This window comes from Asaia sp. HumB (genome assembly GCF_030263835.1).
GTDB lineage: Bacteria > Pseudomonadota > Alphaproteobacteria > Acetobacterales > Acetobacteraceae > Asaia > Asaia bogorensis.
Genome location: NZ_JARPML010000002.1, coordinates 2706778 through 2724578 on the forward strand (window position 1 = coordinate 2706778; position 17801 = coordinate 2724578).

A 17801-nucleotide genomic window follows, 5' to 3' on the forward strand; every position below is an offset into this window, starting at 1 on the left:
ATCAAAAGGCGATACCGTCCCAGCGCTCTCGCAGGGCCAGTTAGGCGATTGGGGTGATCAGGGAAGCGAGTTGCCTGTTCCACCATGACCCGTGCCCACACCGGCACCCAGCGGACCCTGTGTGCCGCCAAATGTGCTGCCCATGTTGCTCATGGGGTTGTAGCGGCCCACATTGCCCAGCAGCTGCTGCAGGACGTTGACCTTGGTGCCCGGCGTCGGGGTCGTCTCGCCGACCATGCCGACATTATAGCCGTTCTTGCGGTGCAGCGTGTCCATGCGGCGCAGGACGCCCGTGGTGTCAAATGCCAGAACCAGAACATTCTGCTTGGTCACACGAGGAAAGCCCAAAGGCTGGGGCACGGTCACCATCGACACATAGAACCAGGTATTGTCGTCAAAGGTCGCATGGGCGGTCGGTGAGCCGAGGATATCGGTCACGTCGTTGCGTGTGCTGGTTCCCGGTACGAGCTGTGCGTAGTCATCCTTTTCGATCAGCGAGCCACGATTCTGGGGAATCGGGCTGAAAACCGAGCAGCCCGCCAGGGCGAGGGGCGCGATGCAGAGCAGGGCGCGCGCGAGGCCCGCATGCGATTTCTGCCGCTGGGAGGTCTTCTGGGAGGCGCTCTTCATGGCGGGTTATGTCGTCCTGCAGTGATCGTGAAATAATCCGGGCGATCTTCTCGGATTGGTGGGAACATCGTTTCACCAACGTCGATAGGACCATCAGGCTCTTCTATATTGCGGAGAGCGACGTTAAGGCAATTCGGAAAAGGAAGCCCGCTCCCGGGTTTTTGCCAGCAGCATGTCAGGAAGGCAGCATGACAGACAGCAACGACCCGAAATTCTCCCGTGCTGAGTCCGTGGCTGCGGTTACGGCGCCTCCGGAGTTTTCTCGCCGCCTTGTGATTAACCGCATCGGTCATGACGGCATGGCAGAGACGATCAAGGCCAACGAGGCCGAGTGCCGCAAACTGGCCGGAAGGCTCGATATCCCGGCCATCCACGCCTTGAACTGCCGGTTTCGTATTATTCCGGAACCGGGCGATCATTTCGTGCTCGAAGGGGTGCTGACCGCCCATGTGACGCTCGAATGTGTCATCACGGGCGAAACATTCGAGGATGCCCTTAACGAATCCTTTGCCGTGCGCATGGTGCCGGCGCGTCGTTTTTCTGAGGACAGCGCCTCGGATCTCGAGGCGATTGACGAAATTCCGTATGAGGGAAACGCGCTTGACCTCGGTGAGGTCGCCTCGGAGCAATTGGCGCTGATGCTGCCGTCCTATCCTCGCAAGCCCGGGGCCGCACTCGAAAATGCGGTTGACGAAGCCCCACGGGAGACGGCAGAGGAAGCAACTGAAGAGGAAGGCGGTCGACCCAACCCGTTCGGTGCCCTCGCTGGACTGTCTTTGAGCAAAAAAAAGGCAGATCTGAGCTAGAATTGAACAGGATGCTTGCGACCCGGCCTAGGGTCTGCTAGAGCCGCCCGCCTGATCATAGTGAACAGCATCGTTATCTGCTGAGGCCGAATGGCGGCCGAAAGCAGGGACGATCTAAGAAGAAAGAGGCTCCCGCCATGGCCGTCCCCAAAAGAAAGACCACGCCGTCCCGCATGGGCATGCGTCGCAGCCATCACGCCCTGACCGTTCAGGCTCACGCCGAATGCAGCAACTGTGGTGAACTGAAGCGCCCGCATCACGTGTGCGCCCATTGCGGTCATTATGACGGTCGTGAAGTCGTGGCTTCCGGCAAGACGCTGAAGACGACCGTTCGCGTTTGAGGCTCGATCGGGTCGACCCCCTTCGGGTCGGCTCGTCTTGTTCAAAATAAGACGCGGGGCGGAGCATGACTGACCTAGATGCGCCGGCCAGCCAGGCTGCGCCTTATAGTTTGGCCATTGATGCGATGGGTGGGGATCATGCCCCCGAAATCGTTCTGGCTGGTTTGGATCGCGCTGCCGATCGACATCCTACAGCAAAAATTCTGCTTGTTGGTGACGAGGCTATTCTGCGCCCTCAGCTGGCGCGCTACGCCAAGGCGCAGCGTATCTGCGAGATCCGCCACGCGCCTTCTTCCATCTCGATGGAAATGAAGCCCACAGCGGCTTTGCGCCTGCGTGACTCTTCGTTGCGTATGGCGATCGATGCCGTAGCATCGGGCGAGGCAGGTGGCGTTGTGTCAGCTGGCAATAGCGGCGCCATGCTGGCTCTTGCCAAGATCGTTCTCAAAACCCTCCCCGGTATCACGCGGCCTGCCATGGCAGCGGTCAACCCGTCTGCCCGCGGCGACGTGGTGATGCTGGACCTTGGCGCCAATATTGCCTGCGATACGCGCAATCTGGTCGAGTTTGCCGTGATGGGTGAGGCCTTCGCCAAGGCGGTTCTGGGTTTGCCCGCACCGAGTATCGGTCTGCTGAATGTCGGTGCCGAGGAACTCAAGGGTGACGAGCGTCTGCGTGCCGCGGCCGATATTCTGCGCGAATCGCCGCTTGCGGCCCAGTTTCACGGGTTTGTCGAAGGTCACGACATCACCGCGGGGACGACCGACGTGGTCGTGACCGACGGGTTTTCCGGCAACATTGCGCTCAAGACAGGCGAGGGCGCGCTCAAACTTGTCTCGATGCTGCTGCAGCGCGTTTTCAAGACCAGCCTGCTGACCCGTATCGGTTACCTTCTTGTGCGTCCCGGGCTGGAGCGCATGAAGGAATGGATCGATCCGCGACGGTATAACGGCGCGGTATTTGTCGGCCTCAACGGTATCGTCGTGAAGTCGCATGGCGGCGCTGATGCCGAAGGATTCGCGGCAGCCATTGATGTTGCGATGGATGCCGTAACCCACTCCATTAACGAGAAGATCCGCGAGCGTCTGCGCCAGGTCGAAGCCCTTATGGCGGCGAATGTCGAGACCGAACTCGCCACCTCTCCCAGCGCTGCCTGAGGGGCGCGCTGAGGAAGCCGCCGGTGCTGGCCTGAGTGCTTGACCGGTATCATTCAAGAGGAAGACACATGTCCCTGCGCGCGCGACTGACCGGGTTTGGCAGCTATCTGCCGAAGCAGGTTGTCACCAATGCCGATCTCGCCGAGCGTATCGAGACCTCTGACGAATGGATCCGCACGCGCACCGGTATCGCCCAGCGCCATATCGCCAGCGGGGATGAAAATGCCGTCAGGATGGCCGTGGCAGCAGCACGGGCCGCCATCGATTATGCCGGGGGCGATTCGACCGATATCGGCGCGGTGATCGTGGCGACAGCGACGCCTGATCAGACCTTTCCTGCGACAGCGGTGCGTGTGCAGGCCGAGCTTGGGCTGAGCGGTGGTTTTGCATTCGACCTGACGGCTGCCTGCTCGGGTTTCGTCTACGCTCTGGCGACGGCTGAGGCGTTCATCCGCAGCGGTCAAATCCGCAAGGCGCTTGTTATTGGCTCGGAAGTCTATTCGCGGATTCTCGATTGGGAAGACCGCACGACCTGCGTGCTGTTTGGCGATGGTGCAGGCGCAGTCCTTCTGGAAGCGACCGAAGAGGACGGCGTTGGTATCCTCTCGACCCATCTGCACAGCGACGGCGCCCATGGCGATATTCTTTTCGTCGATGGTCCTTCTACACCGTCGCCTGTCCTGCACATGCAGGGCCGTGAGGTTTTCCGTCACGCAGTGGCCAAACTCTCCGCAGTGGTGGATGAAGCTCTGGCCCTTCATGGGCTGAGCGGGCAGGACATTGCGTGGCTGGTGCCTCATCAGGCCAATCTGCGCATAATCGAGGGCATGGCTAAGAAGCTTGCCCTCCCGCTCGATCGTGTGGTCGTGACGGTCGATCGTCATGCCAACACGTCAGCGGCTTCCATCCCGCTGGCGCTGGATGAAGCCGTGCGCGACGGACGTATCCGCAAGGGCGATCTCGTGCTTCTCGAGGCGCTTGGTGGCGGTCTGACCTGGGGATCAGCGCTTCTGCGCATGTAGAGCGCAAAGCGCACTCTTACACTTCACTGATTTGATTGACCTTCATTACTGTCATGATACGGTGGTGTCATGACAACGGTGACACGCGCGCAAATCGCAGAGCATATCTACAGTGAGGTTGGACTGTCCCGGCACGAGTCCGCCGATCTGCTCGAGAGCGTTCTCGAGCTGATCGCTGCGCGCCTCGAGAAGGGGGAGACGGTCAAGCTGAGTGGATTCGGAACCTTCTCCGTTCGCCAGAAAGGCCGACGTGTCGGCCGTAATCCAAAGACCGGCATCGAAGTGCCTATTCTGCCGCGCTCGGTGCTGGTGTTTCGGCCCAGCCAGATCCTGCGCGCCGTCGTGAACGGCGAATCGACCGAAGGGCTGGTCAGCGAAAGCGATGATTCATGACGACGAGTTTTCCTGTGGCGTCCGTATTGGGCGGCCCGGAAGAGCGGACAGATTTTGACCGTCTGGTAAAAGGCCCGAATGCCTATCGCACAATCAGCGAAGTGGCAGACGAGCTTCATGTGCCGCAGCACGTGCTGCGTTTCTGGGAGACGCGTTTCCCCGAGGTCAAGCCGCTCAAGCGTGGCGGCGGGCGACGCTATTACAGCCCGTCTGATATCGAGATCCTGCGCCATATCACTGATCTGCTCTATGTTCAGGGCTATACGATCAAAGGCGTACAGCGCGTTCTCAAGGAGCAGCTTTCAAGTGCCGAGACAGTGCGTGCTCCGATCCCAGTGGCGGGATCTGGCACGGAATCCGGTGCCGCTGCGACCTCTGATGAGGCGGCCCGTAGCTCATTTGAGATACCGGCATTCCAGGCTCCTGAGCCTGAGCCTGAGCCTGAGCCGGCGCATCTGGCGTATCCTCCCGAGGGTGATGCCGTAATGGATGCGGGGCATGCGTTGCCAGAGGAGTCGGAGGATCTTGATGGGCCGGAGGCTGCACAGGGTCCAGCTGATGCCCATACATCCGATTCTGAGTGGGACGCAGGCGCTGAGGACCTTCGCGACGGTGCCATGGAGCCTATCGATAGCCATGAGCCGACAATCCTTGATCCGGGCGAGGAAACCAGCGGTATTCCGGTTGTGGCGGCATCAGAGATGGCTTCTGCCGCGCCGGATCCTGTCGTGACGCAGCCCGCTGCTTCGTCGGATATGGATGGGGCGCTCGTTACAATTCTTCAGGATGAACTTGAGGGGCTGCGCAAGGAGCAGGGGCGCTGGAAGCAGGAGCGGCGCGCCCTGCGTCTGGCGCTGGAAGACGTGCTGGGCGAGCTCGATAGCCTGCGCGAGATGCTGCCCACCGCATGAAAAATCGTTTCCTTGCAAAAACCTGCACTCAGGTGCTTGCAGGGAAAGCCCCTCGCTGCTAAATGGCCTTTACCGCAGGACTGACGGGCAGTAGCGCAGCCTGGTAGCGCATCAGTCTGGGGGACTGGGGGTCGTGGGTTCGAATCCCGCCTGCCCGATGTCGTCCTGTCCTGCGGTAATCTCTCCAAGAAAAACAAGATCGGTCAGGCAGGCTGGCACCTGCAGCGCCCTCTCAACTTCATCGCGTGGTTTCGAAGCGAAGTCTGGCCCGAGCAATCACATGTTCGATGAACCGTCAGAGACGGCTAGCGTCTGACGGGGGTGATGGGAGTGCCGTCAATCGGCCCGCGAAGGCGAAAGCGAGAAGCCGGTGAGTTGCGCCGCGCGACTGGCGGCGCAACGACGCGTCAATACGCCTCGTCTTTAAGGACGACTTCAGAGTCGGAACTCCAGATTCGCCAGAGTAGGTGAACGGCCGCCATGATCGCAGGCCCAAGGAACAGGCCAAGCAGGCCCCAGGTTTCCACGCCGCCGAGAATACCCAAAAGCACCCAGAGGAACGGCATTTGCGTGCTGCCGCCAATCAGGGCAGGGCGGATAAAGTGGTCGGCGACGAAGATGACAATGGCGCCCAGCGCGACAATCACGATCCCCGCGATCATCTTGCCCTGAACGATGACCAGGAGAGCCGCGAGCACCACTGTAGGCAGGCCGAGGAAGGGAATCATGGCAGCAACCCCGGTCAGCAGTGCGAAGAGCAAGGGTTGTGGCGTATCGGTCAGCACGTAGGCGACGCCCATCACCAGCCCCTCACCAAGCCCAACCAGAACCAGCCCTGCGACTGTGCCGTGCACGGATGAGATCATCTGTCGGGCGAGCTTCTCGCCGCGTTGGCCGAATGTGCGGTTGGAAACCACCAGAACGCGATGGATGATATCGGCGCCATCACGGAGCAGGAAGAACAGGGTCAGGATGGAGAACAGGAACAGCGTGGCTCTCTTGGCCACCTGCGTCGTAACCTGACGCGTCACGGCCATACCGTGATTGGCATCGACCGAATGGAACAATCTGTTCAGATGCTCGGGATTGACCAGATTATTCTGCCACCATCGCGCAACCTGCGCCCGCTCGAAGGGCAGATCGTTCAGCCATTCCGGCATGGGAATGCCTGTATGGCGAACCTCGTCGATCCAGTGGAGGGCGCTCTGCGCTTCTTCGGCTGCCTTGTAACCCACCAGACTGAGCGGGATCAGGAAGATGAGCGCGATTGCCGCTGTAAAAAGCATCGGGAGCCATTCGGTACGGCCGAACCGTGCCTCGGTACGCTTGTAGAGCGGCCAGGACGCAATGGCGAACACGCACCCCCAGAGCAGCGCCGGCAGGAAGTTCTTGAGCGTGAATAGCGCGAGCGCAATGAAGAAAAACCCGAGGAGGCCGCGTGAGCGTCTTTGTCCCCGGCCAACCGGTGACCCTGTTACAGCCTCTTCCGGAAGATCGTCCTCTGCCGCACAGTCCTGACCCTTGTTTCTGTCGCCGGTCGGGCTGTTTGGTGGCATGGCGTTCTGGTCGGTCATCATTGTCCTCAACCTCGGCGTACCGCCTCGGATTTAATATTTTGGGCATGACAGCACAGCGTGACGCCTTGCGAAGGGTCATTCTGTGCCGTGGTCCTGCGTGTCATTACCGGCAAGTCCAGGCTGCGCGTCAATAACGCAATTTGGACTCGGATGTTCTAAGGGCCGAGCGAACCCTCAGAAAGAGGCACAGCCCGAGTGGATGAACGCGCCGACCGATTGCTGGTTGAACCGTTTCCTGTAGGCGTCACGAATAGCGGCAAGAGCAGGGGCAAGCGTTGCTGCTCTTGGTGTGAGGATCCATATCAGCCGGGCTGGCTCATGTGTCACGCTGCCTCCAGGCCCGTCTTGCCACTGCCCTTGTGCCTCGACAACGGAGAGCCCCGCAGGAAAACGGGGCGTGACTTCCTGTGCCAGGAAATCGGACCATTCAGATGCAGTAATGGCCCGACCACCCGGCTCGGCGAGGCCGAAAGCCAGCGTTACGGAGAGCATTTCGTGGCTGTTGGTCAGGATGTTCTGGGCCATGCAGGCGGAGGTCGACATAGCTGGCGTGCCGGGTGAGGGCGAGCTGCATCCGGCCAGCCCAATAAAAAAAACAGCAGCGCCAAGCGGCTGACACGACCAGCCCATCCCGACACGGTGAAATCATGACCTGACCCGTTTCTACGGGGCGACAGTCCGAGTTGTCGGAGCATGGAAGCGGGGCGCATCGCTTTCGGTGTCAGCGCTGATCGAGGGCGCGGCGCAAAAATGCGCTGTCAGCCTCGGAAAACAGGCCGCGACGGATAAACAGGTCAATCAACACCAGATTGACGTTGAACTTGATGTCGTTGGTATCGCGCACCAGACGAAACACGGTGTCTATGGACATGAGTTCGAAAAAGGCGACTTCGCCATCCACAGGCTGCGGGATGAAATCCTCAGGCAGAATCAGGTCATAACAAAAGAGCGTATCCTGACGCAGTCCTTCCGGGCGTGCCATGGCGTAGCGTAGTGTCGCTACTGGGTGTGCCTTGGCAGCCAGTTCAGGTGGAATAGCGGCTTCCTCCCCCGCTTCCTTGATGAGCGCCTCAAGCGGGGTTAGGCCAGTGCAGATGCCGCCCGCAGCAAGGTGATCAAGCTTGCCGGGGTCGAGGCGCTTGTTCTGCGCTCTATGGCCCATCCAGAGATAAAGACCGTCTGCTTTCTCGACCAGACCGTTCAGATGCACGCCAGCCGCCGTGCAGCCGAGGAGGGGCAGGGCCCCGCGATCGATCTGGCCAATGACCTCGCCGCCCTCGTCAAACACGTCAAAGAGCTCGTGATGAGGTCTGTAAAGCCCCCTATCAGCCAATTCGACCCCTAGAGGCTGGAGGGCGGCGCCATCGGACACACGAAAGATCTCATGCCCCCTATCTTCGGAGGCATAGCCGAGGGCGGTGAGGGCCTCGAAAACCTTCGGATCGGCAAGGCCGAAGCGCCTGTCCCCAGCCAGTACGGGCCGCCGCCCGCCAGGCAGAATGGCGGTCTGGCAGCTTTTGATGTGGTCGAGAAACGGGGCGAGGCTGTCTGAAGTCATGAAAGGCGCAACTCTCTTGTCTGGAAGACAACGATATCGCGTATCACCGTTCGATTGCAAAACGCCGGGCGCATGCTCAGGTTGGGCCCATGAACCTTCCTCCTTCCCGTCCTGTGGGCCGCCCTCTCGCCCTGCCTCTGGCCTTGTCGAGCCTTTTGCGTGCCTGGCGTCTCGTCCTGTCACACGACATACGATTCTTCCGTATCGGGATGGGGCTCACTCTGGCGCTGCTGGTTGCCGAGCGTCTTTGTATTCTGGGCACGCCCTACATGTTCAGTCGTCTTGTCGCGCATTATGCGACGGCGGATCTACGCGTGGTCGTGCCGGCCGCGCTTATACTGGGCTATGGCGGACTGATTTTCTTCCGTAGCGTGTTTTCTGCCCTGCAGGAGCTTGTGTATCAGCCCGTGGGACAGCGCTTGCAGGCGCTGACCGCGCAGGCGGCGTTTCGTCACCTGCTGGACCTGCCATATCGCTTCCATCGTGACCGTCAGACCGGTGCCCTGACTCGAGCGATCGAGCGGGGATCGGAGGCGGCCGATACGCTTTTGCGGCTTGCGCTGTTTAACATCCTGCCGGCTATTCTCGACACCGGGCTGACAGTGGCGGTCGTCTTTCATTTTCTTGGCGGGCGCTATGCCTGCGTCATTCTCGTCGCGTTGCTCAGCTATATCATTCTGGCGCAATGGTTCGTTCGCCAGCGGGTCCGTGCCCGGCGTCAGCGTAACGAGGCCAATGGCAAGGCCCAGCATTTCCTTCTCGATTCCCTGCTGAACTTTGAGGCCGTGCGTCATTTCGCCAATGAGCCGCATGAATATGCCCGATATGAGCAGGCTAGGCGCGAGCAGGAGAAGGCCAGCCTGCGCATGACATTTGTCGCAGGCTTATCTTCCGTCAGTCAGAACGCCATGATTGCTCTGGCCACATTGGCGATTTTTTTCATGGCCGGGCGGGATCTGGCGACGGGCAGGCTCGATGTGGCGGCTTTCGTGCTGATCGGCACCTATCTGCGTACCCTCTATCAGGCCATCATCTCGCTCAATCTCGTTTACGCGGGCTGGCGCAATGCCTGTGTCGATCTGGAGCACCTGACCGACCTCATGGACGAAGCACCGCGCCCTGCACTGCCTTCGCCGGAACGCGAAGGTGAAGCGACGATGGAACCTGCTTCTCTCGTGTTCCAGAATGTCAGTTTCGACTATGACGGACGCGAGATCCTTCATGCCCTGTCGTTCCGGGCAGGGCCGGGGGAGACCATTGCCCTGGTCGGTCCGACCGGGGCCGGAAAATCGACAATTGCGCGCCTCATCCTTGGTGCCTATGCGCCAGCCAGCGGTCAGATCCTGCTCGATGGCCGGGATCTTGCCTCCATACCGCCAGTCGCCCTGCACAGGATGATCGGTGTGGTGCCTCAGGACACGCAACTCTTCAACGATACGATCGGCTACAACATTGCTTATGGCCAGCTCGATGCCACGCAGGCGGAAATCGAGCAGGCAGCGCGTCTGGCGCAGATCCATGATTTCATCGAAGGGCTTGAGAACGGATATGAGACGCTTGTCGGTGAGCGAGGGCTGAAACTCTCGGGGGGCGAGCGACAGCGCATTGCTCTGGCACGCATCATCCTGCGCAAGCCGAGGCTTCTTCTGCTGGACGAGGCAACGAGTGCGCTGGATACGGGCACCGAACTGCGACTTATGGACGCCCTGCGCCGCGTGACGTCGCGCCAGACGACCATTGCCATCGCCCATCGTCTCTCCACCATACGCCACGCGACGCGCATACTGGTCATCGAGGCAGGCAGGATCGTCGAGGAAGGCACACACGAGAGCTTGATGGCCCTTCAGGGGGCTTATTTCGATATGGTGTCCAACCAATCCGGGCCAGAGGCCTAGTTTTCCTGGGCGGCCTTCCCTACGTGAGGGGCAAGGATACGAAGCAACCACAAGGAGAACGCCCATGACCAAGCCGGCTGATGACCTCGCCCAGGATTTCCGCCCCGATCAGGCCGTGGAAGAGGATATTCGCGAGCAGGCGGCTCATGAGGTGTCAGGTGACCCGGAAGGTGTCGAGATTCCTGAGGAGCTTCGTCAGTGCGGCGTCGTGATCGACAAGGCGATCGGTTATCTGGTCGAGCAGAACCTGCCGACCGAACTCATCGCGTCGGCGCTGCTAGGCGGATCGATGGGCGTGCTGGCGCGGACAACCGATGCCGAAACGATGGTTCGCATGCTTCAGACGGCCATAGACAGCGTCCGATCGGGTGAACTGCTCTGTGCGGACGCCTTTTCCGACGGTGAATGACCGGTTTGGGTCGCTTTCGGCTTGACGGAAGCGGGGGGCTCCGTCATAAGCCGCGCCTTAACGCATCGTCGTATGCCGGGAGTGGTCTCGGCGATCATATTACTACCGAGGATCAAGTCCATGTCACGCCGCTGCCAAATCACGGGCAAGGGTGTGCTGACGGGCAACAACGTCAGCCACGCCAACAACAAGACCCGTCGCCGTTTCCTGCCCAACCTGCAGGAAATCACCCTTCTGTCCGACATTCTGGGCACGGGCGTTCGTCTGCGTCTCTCCACGCAGGGCATCCGTACGGTTGAGCATAATGGCGGTCTGGACTCGTTCCTGATCAGCACGCCGAACCGCAAGCTCCCGGTCGAGGCTCAGGTCATCAAGCGCCGCATCCTGCGCGCTCAGGAAAGCAAGGCCGCTCAGACCGCCTGAGTCTGACGGCGCCAGCCTGACGCTTCGGCAGAAAAGGCTGGCTGCAACAAAATTGGCCTTGAAAACGTGGTCGGGTTGTTTCATTCGAGCCTCTCGATCACAAGGCCCACTTGGTCGGTCCGGCTTCGACGTATTTCTTACCGGGTTTCTTCGGAAAAAGCGTCGATCTGTGACGGCCACGGCAAAGGTGTTTCGGGGCGGCCTGAAGCACCTTTCATCGCATTCTGGAGGTATCCCGTGTCCGAAAGCAGCGTCGCAGAAGCCAAATCGGCTCTCTCGAAGATCCGCAATATCGGTATCACCGCGCATATTGATGCCGGCAAGACCACGACGACCGAGCGTATTCTGTACTACACCGGCGTGTCGCATCGCATTGGTGAAGTGCATGACGGCAACACGACCACCGACTACATGGCGCAGGAACGTGAGCGTGGCATCACGATCACCTCGGCAGCCGTGACCTGCGAGTGGGAAAACCACCGCATCAACATCATCGACACCCCGGGCCACATCGACTTCAATATCGAAGTGAACCGCTCGCTGCGCGTGCTCGACGGCGCCATCTTCATCATCGAAGGCGTTGCCGGTGTTCAGCCGCAGTCGGAAACCAACTGGCGTCTGGCTGACCGCTATAACGTTCCGCGCGTCATCTTCATCAACAAGCTCGATCGTACCGGCGCCGATTTCTATCGCGCGTTCGACACGCTGAAGGAAAAGCTCGACATCGTCGCTATTCCGCTTCAGCTGCCGATCGGCATTGAAGAAAATTTCGTTGGCGTGGTCGACCTGGTCGAAATGCGCGCCATCATCTGGGAAGGCGGCGAGCTGGGCGCGAAGTTCCACTATGCCGAGATCCCCGATGACCTGAAGGAGAAGGCAGCTGAAGCCCGCCAGAACCTTCTGGACACCGCGCTGAGCGTTGATGAAGCCGCTATCGAAGAATACTTCGAGAAGGGCGATGTCGATGTCGCAACGCTGAAGAAGTGCATCAAGAAGGGCGCCATCTCCGGCGTGTTCCGTCCCGTCCTGTGCGGCACGGCCTTCAAGAACAAGGGCGTTCAGCCGCTCCTCGATGCCGTTATCGATTATCTGCCGGCTCCTGACGAAGTCGAAGGCATCCGTATCGCGCCGCCGGAAGGCGAAGAGGTTGACGAGAACTTCCTGCCGATCGTGCCGGTCGACCCCGATGGCAAGTTCGCTGGCCTCGCGTTCAAGATCATCTCGGACAAGTACGGCACCCTGACCTTCGTGCGCGTCTATCGCGGCGTCCTGAAGTCGGGCGATACCGTGCTGAACACGACCAAGGGCCACAAGGAACGCGTGGGCCGCATGTTCCAGATGCACGCTGACAAGCGTGAGGAAGTCAAGCAGGTCGGCGCTGGCGATATCGCCGCTTTCGTGGGTCTGAAGGACACCCAGACGGGTGACACCCTGGCCGACGCTGCCGATCCGGTTGTTCTGGAGCGCATGCAGTTCCCGGTTCCGGTGATCGACATCTCGGTCGAGCCGAAGACCAAGGACGGCGTTGAGAAGATGACGCTGGCCCTGCAGAAGCTGGCCGCTGAAGATCCCTCGCTGCAGCTCAAGACCGATCAGGAAACGGGTCAGACCATCCTGTCCGGCATGGGCGAGCTGCATCTGGACATCATCGTGGACCGTCTGCGTCGTGAATACGGCGTTGAAGCCAATGTCGGTGCGCCTCAGGTGGCCTATCGTGAGACGATCTCGCGTGCCCACACCGAGACCTACACCCACAAGAAGCAGTCCGGTGGTTCGGGTCAGTACGCTGAAGTCAAGATCGAGTTTGTGCCTGTCGAGCGTAACGAAGGCATCAGCTTCGAGAACAAGGTCGTTGGCGGTACGGTTCCGAAGGAATACATCCCGGCTGTCGAAAAGGGCATCCGCATGCAGTCCTCGACGGGCGTGCTGGCCGGCTTCCCGACGGTGGACTTCAAGTTCACGCTGCTTGACGGCAAGTACCATGACGTTGACTCGTCGGCTCTCGCCTTCGAAATCGCCGCCAAGGCCTGCTTCCGTGAAGGCATGAAGAATGCCGGCCCCGTGATCCTTGAGCCGATCATGGACGTCGAAATCACGACCCCGAACGATCACGTTGGTGACGTGGTAGGCGACCTCAACCGTCGTCGTGGCATCATCCAGAGCCAGGAGACGGCCGGTTCGACCGTCATGATCCGTGCTCAGGTGCCGCTGAAGGAAATGTTCGGCTACATCTCGCATCTGCGTTCGGCCACCAAGGGCCGCGCGTCGTTCACGATGCAGTTCCATCACTATGATCCGGTGCCGCGCAACGTGGCCGACGAGATCATGGCGAAGAGCGCCTGATCCCTCGGATTCAGTCTCGGAACACGGAAAAGCCGCCCTTTTGGGCGGCTTTTTTCGTTTTGGGCAATTGTGCGCAACGGGGGCGTATCTGGGATGGTGATGGTGCAGGAGGTGCGAAACCCCAGCAAGGCCGTGCGTGAGGAGGGGCGCTTCTACCCGCCGCCGCTGCTCATGGGCACCGGCGATGTATCCGGCCTCAATCCAGTCACAGGGCAGGGTGGGCACGCTGGTAGAGGCGATAAAGCGCCGGACCACGAAAACTGAGCAGGATCATGATGAGCAGGCTGAGTTTCAGCCCGATCTGCTCTGTAAGCACGTCCTGAGTCTGCAAGGACATCAGAAGCAGTGTCAGGGCACGCAGGCTGAAATACCCAGCCCATATGAGGGTGTAGACACGAAAGAAGCGCAGAAGAGTGGGATTGCCACGATCGAACATCTGGCCCGTGCGCTGCTCTGCTAGCAGTTGGATCATGGGCACACGCCAGAAACTCCCCGACAGGAAAAGGGCTGCGAGCAGTGTGGCGCAGAGGGCCGCGAAGATATCCGGGGAAAGCTGCGCACGCAGCGTCATATCCATGATGCCGAATCCCAGAGCCGTACCATTCAAGGCCAGCCACAGACGATCGAACGGAACAGAAGCGCGCCAACGGCGAAAGACGCTCACGCCAATCAGAGCACAGCAGGCGGGAAAGGCGTATGCTTCAACATGAAACCATTCGCCACCCCAGATCAGGGCGAGGGCACCCAGTTCGGTAAGGAGCGCTCGGAGGGGTAAACGATGCGCATCTCTCAGATAAGTCATTAATCTGTTTCCCTTGTAATCTTTTCCATGAAAAGATTGCATTTTCATGGGTCATGATGTCAAACTTTTCCTTGTAAAGATTTGGCAGAGGGGGATTTCATGACCCAATATTTGGAGAGTTATCATCACGGCGATCTTGCCAAGGCGCTGATGCGGGCGGCGCGGGTCGTCATCCAGCGCGATGGTATCGAGGCCCTGACCCTGCGCGCTGTAACACGGGAGGTCGGCGTCTCGGCCACCGCTGCCGTGCCACATTTCGGCAACCTGACTGGCTTGCGCTCAGCTCTTGCAGCTGAAGGGTATGAGGCCCTTGCCCATGCCTTGACCCGGGCCATATCGGGAGCGCCTCGGGTGAGCGCTCATGCTGTAGGTATGGCCTATATCGGTTTTGCCCTGGAAAATCCGGACCTGTTTCGGTTGATGTTTCGACGTAGCTTGCTCGATTACGCGCTGCCAGACCTTGCGCAGGCGTCATCGCGTGCTTTTGCCGCTCTGCGTGGAATCGCAGGCAGGGAAGAATCTTACCCGGATTCGACGGATGCAATGCCCCGCATGGCGGGACTATGGGCGCGCGTTCATGGCCTTTCGCTTCTGGCAATAGACGGGATGTTTGACCCGTTCCTCCAAAGTGCTGAGGCCGGAGTACTTCCTGACTTTTTGAGCAAGGCGCTCGGTGAGGGTAAGCCTGGATCGTGAGATTCCATGATCGGATGCTGTCCCATCAGGATGGCAAGCGACCGGTCATGAGAGTGCTCACAATGTGATTTATAACATGGATGGGATTTAACTATCACATATCCGTTATAAGATTAAAGATTGCAAAAACATTATATAAATTTAACAAAATATCTGCTTCTCTCTCGTCAGGCAGAGGGACGCGCAAGGACCCGTCCGGCTGCTAGCGTTTAATCCGGGAGACTGGTCCCATGACACTGGCCCAACACATTTCGTGTGACACGCATGGCGGTGCGCCGCTTCTGCAGGTCGAGGGTATTTCCAAAACATTCTCGGGAGTGAGAGTTCTCAAGGATGTTTCGCTGGTCGCTTATGGCGGCGAGATTCTGGCGCTCATGGGAGAGAACGGGGCCGGTAAATCCACCCTGATGAAAATCCTTTCCGGTGCCTACACGGCAGACCCGGGCGGCGAGATCCGCATTGCAGGCGAGACAGCCAGAATTACAAATCCGGGCTCAGCGCGGGCACTTGGGATCGGCATCATCTATCAGGAACTGGCGCTCGCGCCGAACCTGACCGTTGCCGAAAACATCCATCTGGGTTCAGAGCTTCGCAAGAACGGCATGATCGACCGCGCCGCCATGAACGAGGCCTGTCGGGGTCTGCTCAAGGAACTCGGGGCACCTTTCGGGCCGGAAGACCTGCTCTCAACTATGTCGGTAGCCGAGCAGCAACTTGTCGAGATTGCCCGCGCGCTGCATCGCGATGCCCGTATTCTCGTGCTCGACGAGCCCACCACGGCCCTTTCAGCCCGCGAGACGGATCGTCTGTTTGCGCTCATCCGTCAGCTTCGGGCCAAGGGGCTGGCAATGATCTATATCAGCCATCGCATGGACGAGATTGACGAGCTGGCAGATCGGGTTTCAGTGCTCCGCGATGGTGCCCATGTCGGCACGCTCGAAAAGCATGAGCTCTCTTCCGGGCGTATCGTCAGCCTGATGGTCGGGCGTGATCTGTCGAGCTTTTACGAAAAAGACGGCAATCACATCCGCCATGATGCTGCGCCCATTCTGAAGGTCGAGGGACTGACGGATGGCAAGCGCGTTCAGCCAACCAGTTTCGACCTGCGGCCCGGTGAAGTGCTCGGCATCGCCGGGCTGGTCGGGGCAGGGCGTACCGAACTCGCGCGCCTGATTTTCGGGGCGGATCAGAAGACCGGCGGCACAGTGTGGCTCGACTCCCGCAAGATCGACATCCGTTCACCGCGCGACGCGCTGGCGGCGGGCATTGCGTATCTCACGGAAGATCGCAAGGCGCTCGGGCTTTTTCTGGATATGTCGTGCAGCGGCAACATCAATCTTGGCGTGGTCGAGCGTGACTCCCGTATGGGCGTGCTCGATCAGGGCAAAGGTCGCACACGCGCAACCGGGTCGTTCTCTGCCCTGCGGATCAAGGCACAGAACATGCTCACCAATGTCGGGGGGTTGTCAGGTGGCAACCAGCAGAAGGTCCTGCTTGGCCGCCTGCTCGAAACCGGCCCCAAGGTTCTGATTCTCGACGAGCCGACACGCGGCGTCGATATCGGGGCCAAGACTGAAATATACCGCATCATCAACGATCTGGCTGCCCAGGGTCTCGGGATCATCGTCATCTCCAGCGAGATGGCCGAGATCATCGGCGTCAGTGATCGGGTTCTTGTCATGCGCGAAGGTCACATGACCGGTGAACTTGAAGGCAAGGCCATCACGCAGGAGGCCATCATGTCTCTCGCTGTCGGGCTCGTCTCCCCCTCGCCAATCGCCGCCTAGGATATCATCTCCATGAGCAACACTCTCAACCCGGCGGTGGCGGCCTCACCAGCTGCCCAGCTGAACGCACGCGCCACCACGCGCAGCATCCTTCAGGCAGCGGGCATGCTGCCTGTGCTGATCCTTCTCGCGCTGGGCTTCCATTTCCTGGGTGGTCATCGCTTCCTGTCCGGCCAGAACCTTTCCATCATTGCCCAGCAGGCCTCAATCAACACCGTGCTGGCCTCAGGCATGACCTTTGTCATCCTGACAGGTGGTATCGACCTGTCTGTTGGGTCGATCCTCGCCTTCGCTGCCATGTGCGGACTGATCGTCTCGCTCATGCCGCATCTGGCCTGGCTTGCCGTGCCCGCCTGCCTTGGTGCCGGGCTTCTGATTGGCGTGTTCAATGGTGCGCTAATTGCGGGTGTGAAGATACCGCCTTTCATCGTCACCCTTGGTACGCTGACCGCCGTGCGCGGCCTTGCCCGCCTGATGGGCAATGACCGCACGATCTTCAACCCCGATCTTTCCTTTGCGTGGATCGGTAATGATGGCATCGCCATCACCTCGACCTTCACCATTCCCTGGCTGGCTGTCATCGCCTTTGCCGTCGTGGTGGCAAGCTGGTTCATCCTGCGTCGCACGGTGCTGGGTGTGCATATCTACGCGATTGGCGGCAATCCGTCCGCTGCGCGTCTGGCAGGTATTCGTGTCGGTCTGGTTCTCATGTTCGTCTATGCGGCTTCGGGCCTTCTGGCCGGGCTGGGTGCAGTCATGTCGTCGGCGCGTCTCTACGCAGCGAACGGCCTGCAACTCGGTCAATCCTATGAGCTCGACGCAATTGCCGCAGTCATTCTGGGTGGAACCTCTTTCGTGGGCGGTATCGGTTCGATCTGGGGCACGCTTGTCGGTGCTCTCCTGATTGCCGTGCTCACCAACGGGCTCATCCTGATTGGCGTCTCCGATATCTGGCAGTTCATCGTCAAGGGTCTGGTCATCATTGTGGCCGTGGCACTCGACAGGTTCCGTGCACCGACAGCCCGCACCTGAGCCGCCATTTATTCCACCG

At 59.9% G+C, this 17801-nt stretch carries 18 protein-coding genes and 1 tRNA gene; 14 read left to right on the forward strand and 5 right to left on the reverse strand.

What is annotated here, in order from left to right; translation table 11 throughout:
• Positions 1 to 57: 57 nt before the first annotated feature.
• Positions 58 to 630, reverse strand: coding sequence for an outer membrane protein assembly factor BamE (locus tag P5689_RS13290; RefSeq protein WP_023977528.1), 573 nt, complete (start codon positions 628 to 630; stop codon positions 58 to 60).
• A gap of 188 nt (positions 631 to 818) precedes the next feature.
• On the opposite strand from P5689_RS13290, the gene P5689_RS13295 reads away from it, so the two are divergent.
• From P5689_RS13295 to P5689_RS13325, 7 genes are all read left to right on the forward strand, one after another.
• Positions 819 to 1436, forward strand: a complete 618-nt coding sequence (locus tag P5689_RS13295) for a DUF177 domain-containing protein (protein WP_081866767.1) — start codon at positions 819 to 821, stop codon at positions 1434 to 1436.
• Between the two features lie 137 nt (positions 1437 to 1573).
• Positions 1574 to 1777 (forward strand): 50S ribosomal protein L32, encoded by a 204-nt coding sequence (rpmF, locus tag P5689_RS13300; RefSeq protein WP_023977526.1) that lies wholly within the window; start codon positions 1574 to 1576, stop codon positions 1775 to 1777.
• A 65-nt stretch (positions 1778 to 1842) separates the two neighbouring features.
• Positions 1843 to 2934 carry a phosphate acyltransferase PlsX gene (plsX, locus tag P5689_RS13305; protein ID WP_023977525.1) on the forward strand — a complete coding sequence of 364 codons (1092 nt, stop codon included), beginning with the start codon at positions 1843 to 1845 and terminating at the stop codon, positions 2932 to 2934.
• Positions 2935 to 3002: 68 nt separating this feature from the next.
• Entirely contained in the window at positions 3003 to 3956 is a 954-nt protein-coding gene (locus tag P5689_RS13310; RefSeq protein WP_023977524.1) for a beta-ketoacyl-ACP synthase III, read from the forward strand.
• A 69-nt stretch (positions 3957 to 4025) separates the two neighbouring features.
• A complete protein-coding gene (locus P5689_RS13315; RefSeq protein ID WP_023977523.1) occupies positions 4026 to 4349 on the forward strand; it encodes an integration host factor subunit alpha in 324 nt (107 codons plus the stop codon).
• Complete coding sequence (locus tag P5689_RS13320) at positions 4346 to 5260, forward strand: MerR family transcriptional regulator (RefSeq protein WP_285533520.1); 915 nt, start codon at positions 4346 to 4348, stop codon at positions 5258 to 5260. The genes P5689_RS13315 and P5689_RS13320 overlap by 4 nt, the downstream gene beginning before the upstream one ends.
• Before the next feature lie 84 nt (positions 5261 to 5344).
• Positions 5345 to 5418 (forward strand) — tRNA-Pro (locus tag P5689_RS13325).
• Between the two features lie 249 nt (positions 5419 to 5667).
• Here P5689_RS13325 and P5689_RS13330 read toward each other — a convergent pair.
• The 3 genes from P5689_RS13330 to P5689_RS13340 all read right to left on the reverse strand — a co-directional run bounded on the left by P5689_RS13330 (position 5668) and on the right by P5689_RS13340 (position 8395).
• A complete protein-coding gene (locus P5689_RS13330; protein ID WP_408868579.1) occupies positions 5668 to 6834 on the reverse strand; it encodes an AI-2E family transporter in 1167 nt (388 codons plus the stop codon).
• 177 nt (positions 6835 to 7011) lie between these two features.
• Positions 7012 to 7380, reverse strand: coding sequence for a DUF3574 domain-containing protein (locus P5689_RS13335; RefSeq protein ID WP_285533522.1), 369 nt, complete (start codon positions 7378 to 7380; stop codon positions 7012 to 7014).
• A gap of 178 nt (positions 7381 to 7558) precedes the next feature.
• Entirely contained in the window at positions 7559 to 8395 is an 837-nt protein-coding gene (locus P5689_RS13340; protein ID WP_285533523.1) for an NUDIX domain-containing protein, read from the reverse strand.
• An 89-nt stretch (positions 8396 to 8484) separates the two neighbouring features.
• On the opposite strand from P5689_RS13340, the gene P5689_RS13345 reads away from it, so the two are divergent.
• From P5689_RS13345 to fusA, 4 genes are all read left to right on the forward strand, one after another.
• The gene (locus P5689_RS13345) at positions 8485 to 10290 is read left to right on the forward strand and encodes an ABC transporter transmembrane domain-containing protein (protein ID WP_285533524.1); all 1806 of its coding nucleotides are present in this window, start codon (positions 8485 to 8487) and stop codon (positions 10288 to 10290) included.
• Between the two features lie 64 nt (positions 10291 to 10354).
• Complete coding sequence (locus P5689_RS13350) at positions 10355 to 10699, forward strand: hypothetical protein (protein ID WP_231944660.1); 345 nt, start codon at positions 10355 to 10357, stop codon at positions 10697 to 10699.
• Positions 10700 to 10819: 120 nt separating this feature from the next.
• The gene (gene rpmB, locus P5689_RS13355) at positions 10820 to 11122 is read left to right on the forward strand and encodes a 50S ribosomal protein L28 (protein ID WP_023977516.1); all 303 of its coding nucleotides are present in this window, start codon (positions 10820 to 10822) and stop codon (positions 11120 to 11122) included.
• A 237-nt stretch (positions 11123 to 11359) separates the two neighbouring features.
• Entirely contained in the window at positions 11360 to 13465 is a 2106-nt protein-coding gene (gene fusA, locus P5689_RS13360) for an elongation factor G (protein WP_023977515.1), read from the forward strand.
• Between the two features lie 205 nt (positions 13466 to 13670).
• On the opposite strand, the gene P5689_RS13365 is transcribed toward fusA, so the two are convergent.
• Positions 13671 to 14267, reverse strand: coding sequence for a hypothetical protein (locus P5689_RS13365; protein WP_285533525.1), 597 nt, complete (start codon positions 14265 to 14267; stop codon positions 13671 to 13673).
• 99 nt (positions 14268 to 14366) lie between these two features.
• Between P5689_RS13365 and P5689_RS13370 the strand changes: the two genes are divergently transcribed.
• The 3 genes from P5689_RS13370 to P5689_RS13380 all read left to right on the forward strand — a co-directional run bounded on the left by P5689_RS13370 (position 14367) and on the right by P5689_RS13380 (position 17782).
• Positions 14367 to 14963: a TetR/AcrR family transcriptional regulator gene (locus P5689_RS13370; protein ID WP_035439279.1), complete on the forward strand. Its 597-nt coding sequence runs from the start codon at positions 14367 to 14369 to the stop codon at positions 14961 to 14963.
• Between the two features lie 230 nt (positions 14964 to 15193).
• Complete coding sequence (locus tag P5689_RS13375; RefSeq protein WP_285533526.1) at positions 15194 to 16750, forward strand: sugar ABC transporter ATP-binding protein; 1557 nt, start codon at positions 15194 to 15196, stop codon at positions 16748 to 16750.
• 12 nt (positions 16751 to 16762) lie between these two features.
• Positions 16763 to 17782 (forward strand): ABC transporter permease subunit, encoded by a 1020-nt coding sequence (locus P5689_RS13380; protein ID WP_023977511.1) that lies wholly within the window; start codon positions 16763 to 16765, stop codon positions 17780 to 17782.
• Positions 17783 to 17801 lie beyond the last annotated feature (19 nt).

Excerpts from the sequence above, each read along its gene's own strand:
- P5689_RS13290 (WP_023977528.1), bottom strand. The coding sequence starts at position 630 with ATGAAGAGCGCCTCCCAGAAGACCTCCCAGCGGCAGAAATCGCATGCG.
- P5689_RS13295 (WP_081866767.1), top strand. The coding sequence starts at position 819 with ATGACAGACAGCAACGACCCGAAATTCTCCCGTGCTGAGTCCGTGGCT.
- rpmF (WP_023977526.1), top strand. The coding sequence starts at position 1,574 with ATGGCCGTCCCCAAAAGAAAGACCACGCCGTCCCGCATGGGCATGCGT.
- plsX (WP_023977525.1), top strand. The coding sequence starts at position 1,843 with ATGACTGACCTAGATGCGCCGGCCAGCCAGGCTGCGCCTTATAGTTTG.
- P5689_RS13310 (WP_023977524.1), top strand. The coding sequence starts at position 3,003 with ATGTCCCTGCGCGCGCGACTGACCGGGTTTGGCAGCTATCTGCCGAAG.
- P5689_RS13315 (WP_023977523.1), top strand. The coding sequence starts at position 4,026 with ATGACAACGGTGACACGCGCGCAAATCGCAGAGCATATCTACAGTGAG.
- P5689_RS13320 (WP_285533520.1), top strand. The coding sequence starts at position 4,346 with ATGACGACGAGTTTTCCTGTGGCGTCCGTATTGGGCGGCCCGGAAGAG.
- P5689_RS13330 (WP_408868579.1), bottom strand. The coding sequence starts at position 6,834 with ATGACCGACCAGAACGCCATGCCACCAAACAGCCCGACCGGCGACAGA.
- P5689_RS13335 (WP_285533522.1), bottom strand. The coding sequence starts at position 7,380 with ATGTCGACCTCCGCCTGCATGGCCCAGAACATCCTGACCAACAGCCAC.
- P5689_RS13340 (WP_285533523.1), bottom strand. The coding sequence starts at position 8,395 with ATGACTTCAGACAGCCTCGCCCCGTTTCTCGACCACATCAAAAGCTGC.
- P5689_RS13345 (WP_285533524.1), top strand. The coding sequence starts at position 8,485 with ATGAACCTTCCTCCTTCCCGTCCTGTGGGCCGCCCTCTCGCCCTGCCT.
- P5689_RS13350 (WP_231944660.1), top strand. The coding sequence starts at position 10,355 with ATGACCAAGCCGGCTGATGACCTCGCCCAGGATTTCCGCCCCGATCAG.
- rpmB (WP_023977516.1), top strand. The coding sequence starts at position 10,820 with ATGTCACGCCGCTGCCAAATCACGGGCAAGGGTGTGCTGACGGGCAAC.
- P5689_RS13365 (WP_285533525.1), bottom strand. The coding sequence starts at position 14,267 with ATGACTTATCTGAGAGATGCGCATCGTTTACCCCTCCGAGCGCTCCTT.
- P5689_RS13370 (WP_035439279.1), top strand. The coding sequence starts at position 14,367 with ATGACCCAATATTTGGAGAGTTATCATCACGGCGATCTTGCCAAGGCG.
- P5689_RS13375 (WP_285533526.1), top strand. The coding sequence starts at position 15,194 with ATGACACTGGCCCAACACATTTCGTGTGACACGCATGGCGGTGCGCCG.
- P5689_RS13380 (WP_023977511.1), top strand. The coding sequence starts at position 16,763 with ATGAGCAACACTCTCAACCCGGCGGTGGCGGCCTCACCAGCTGCCCAG.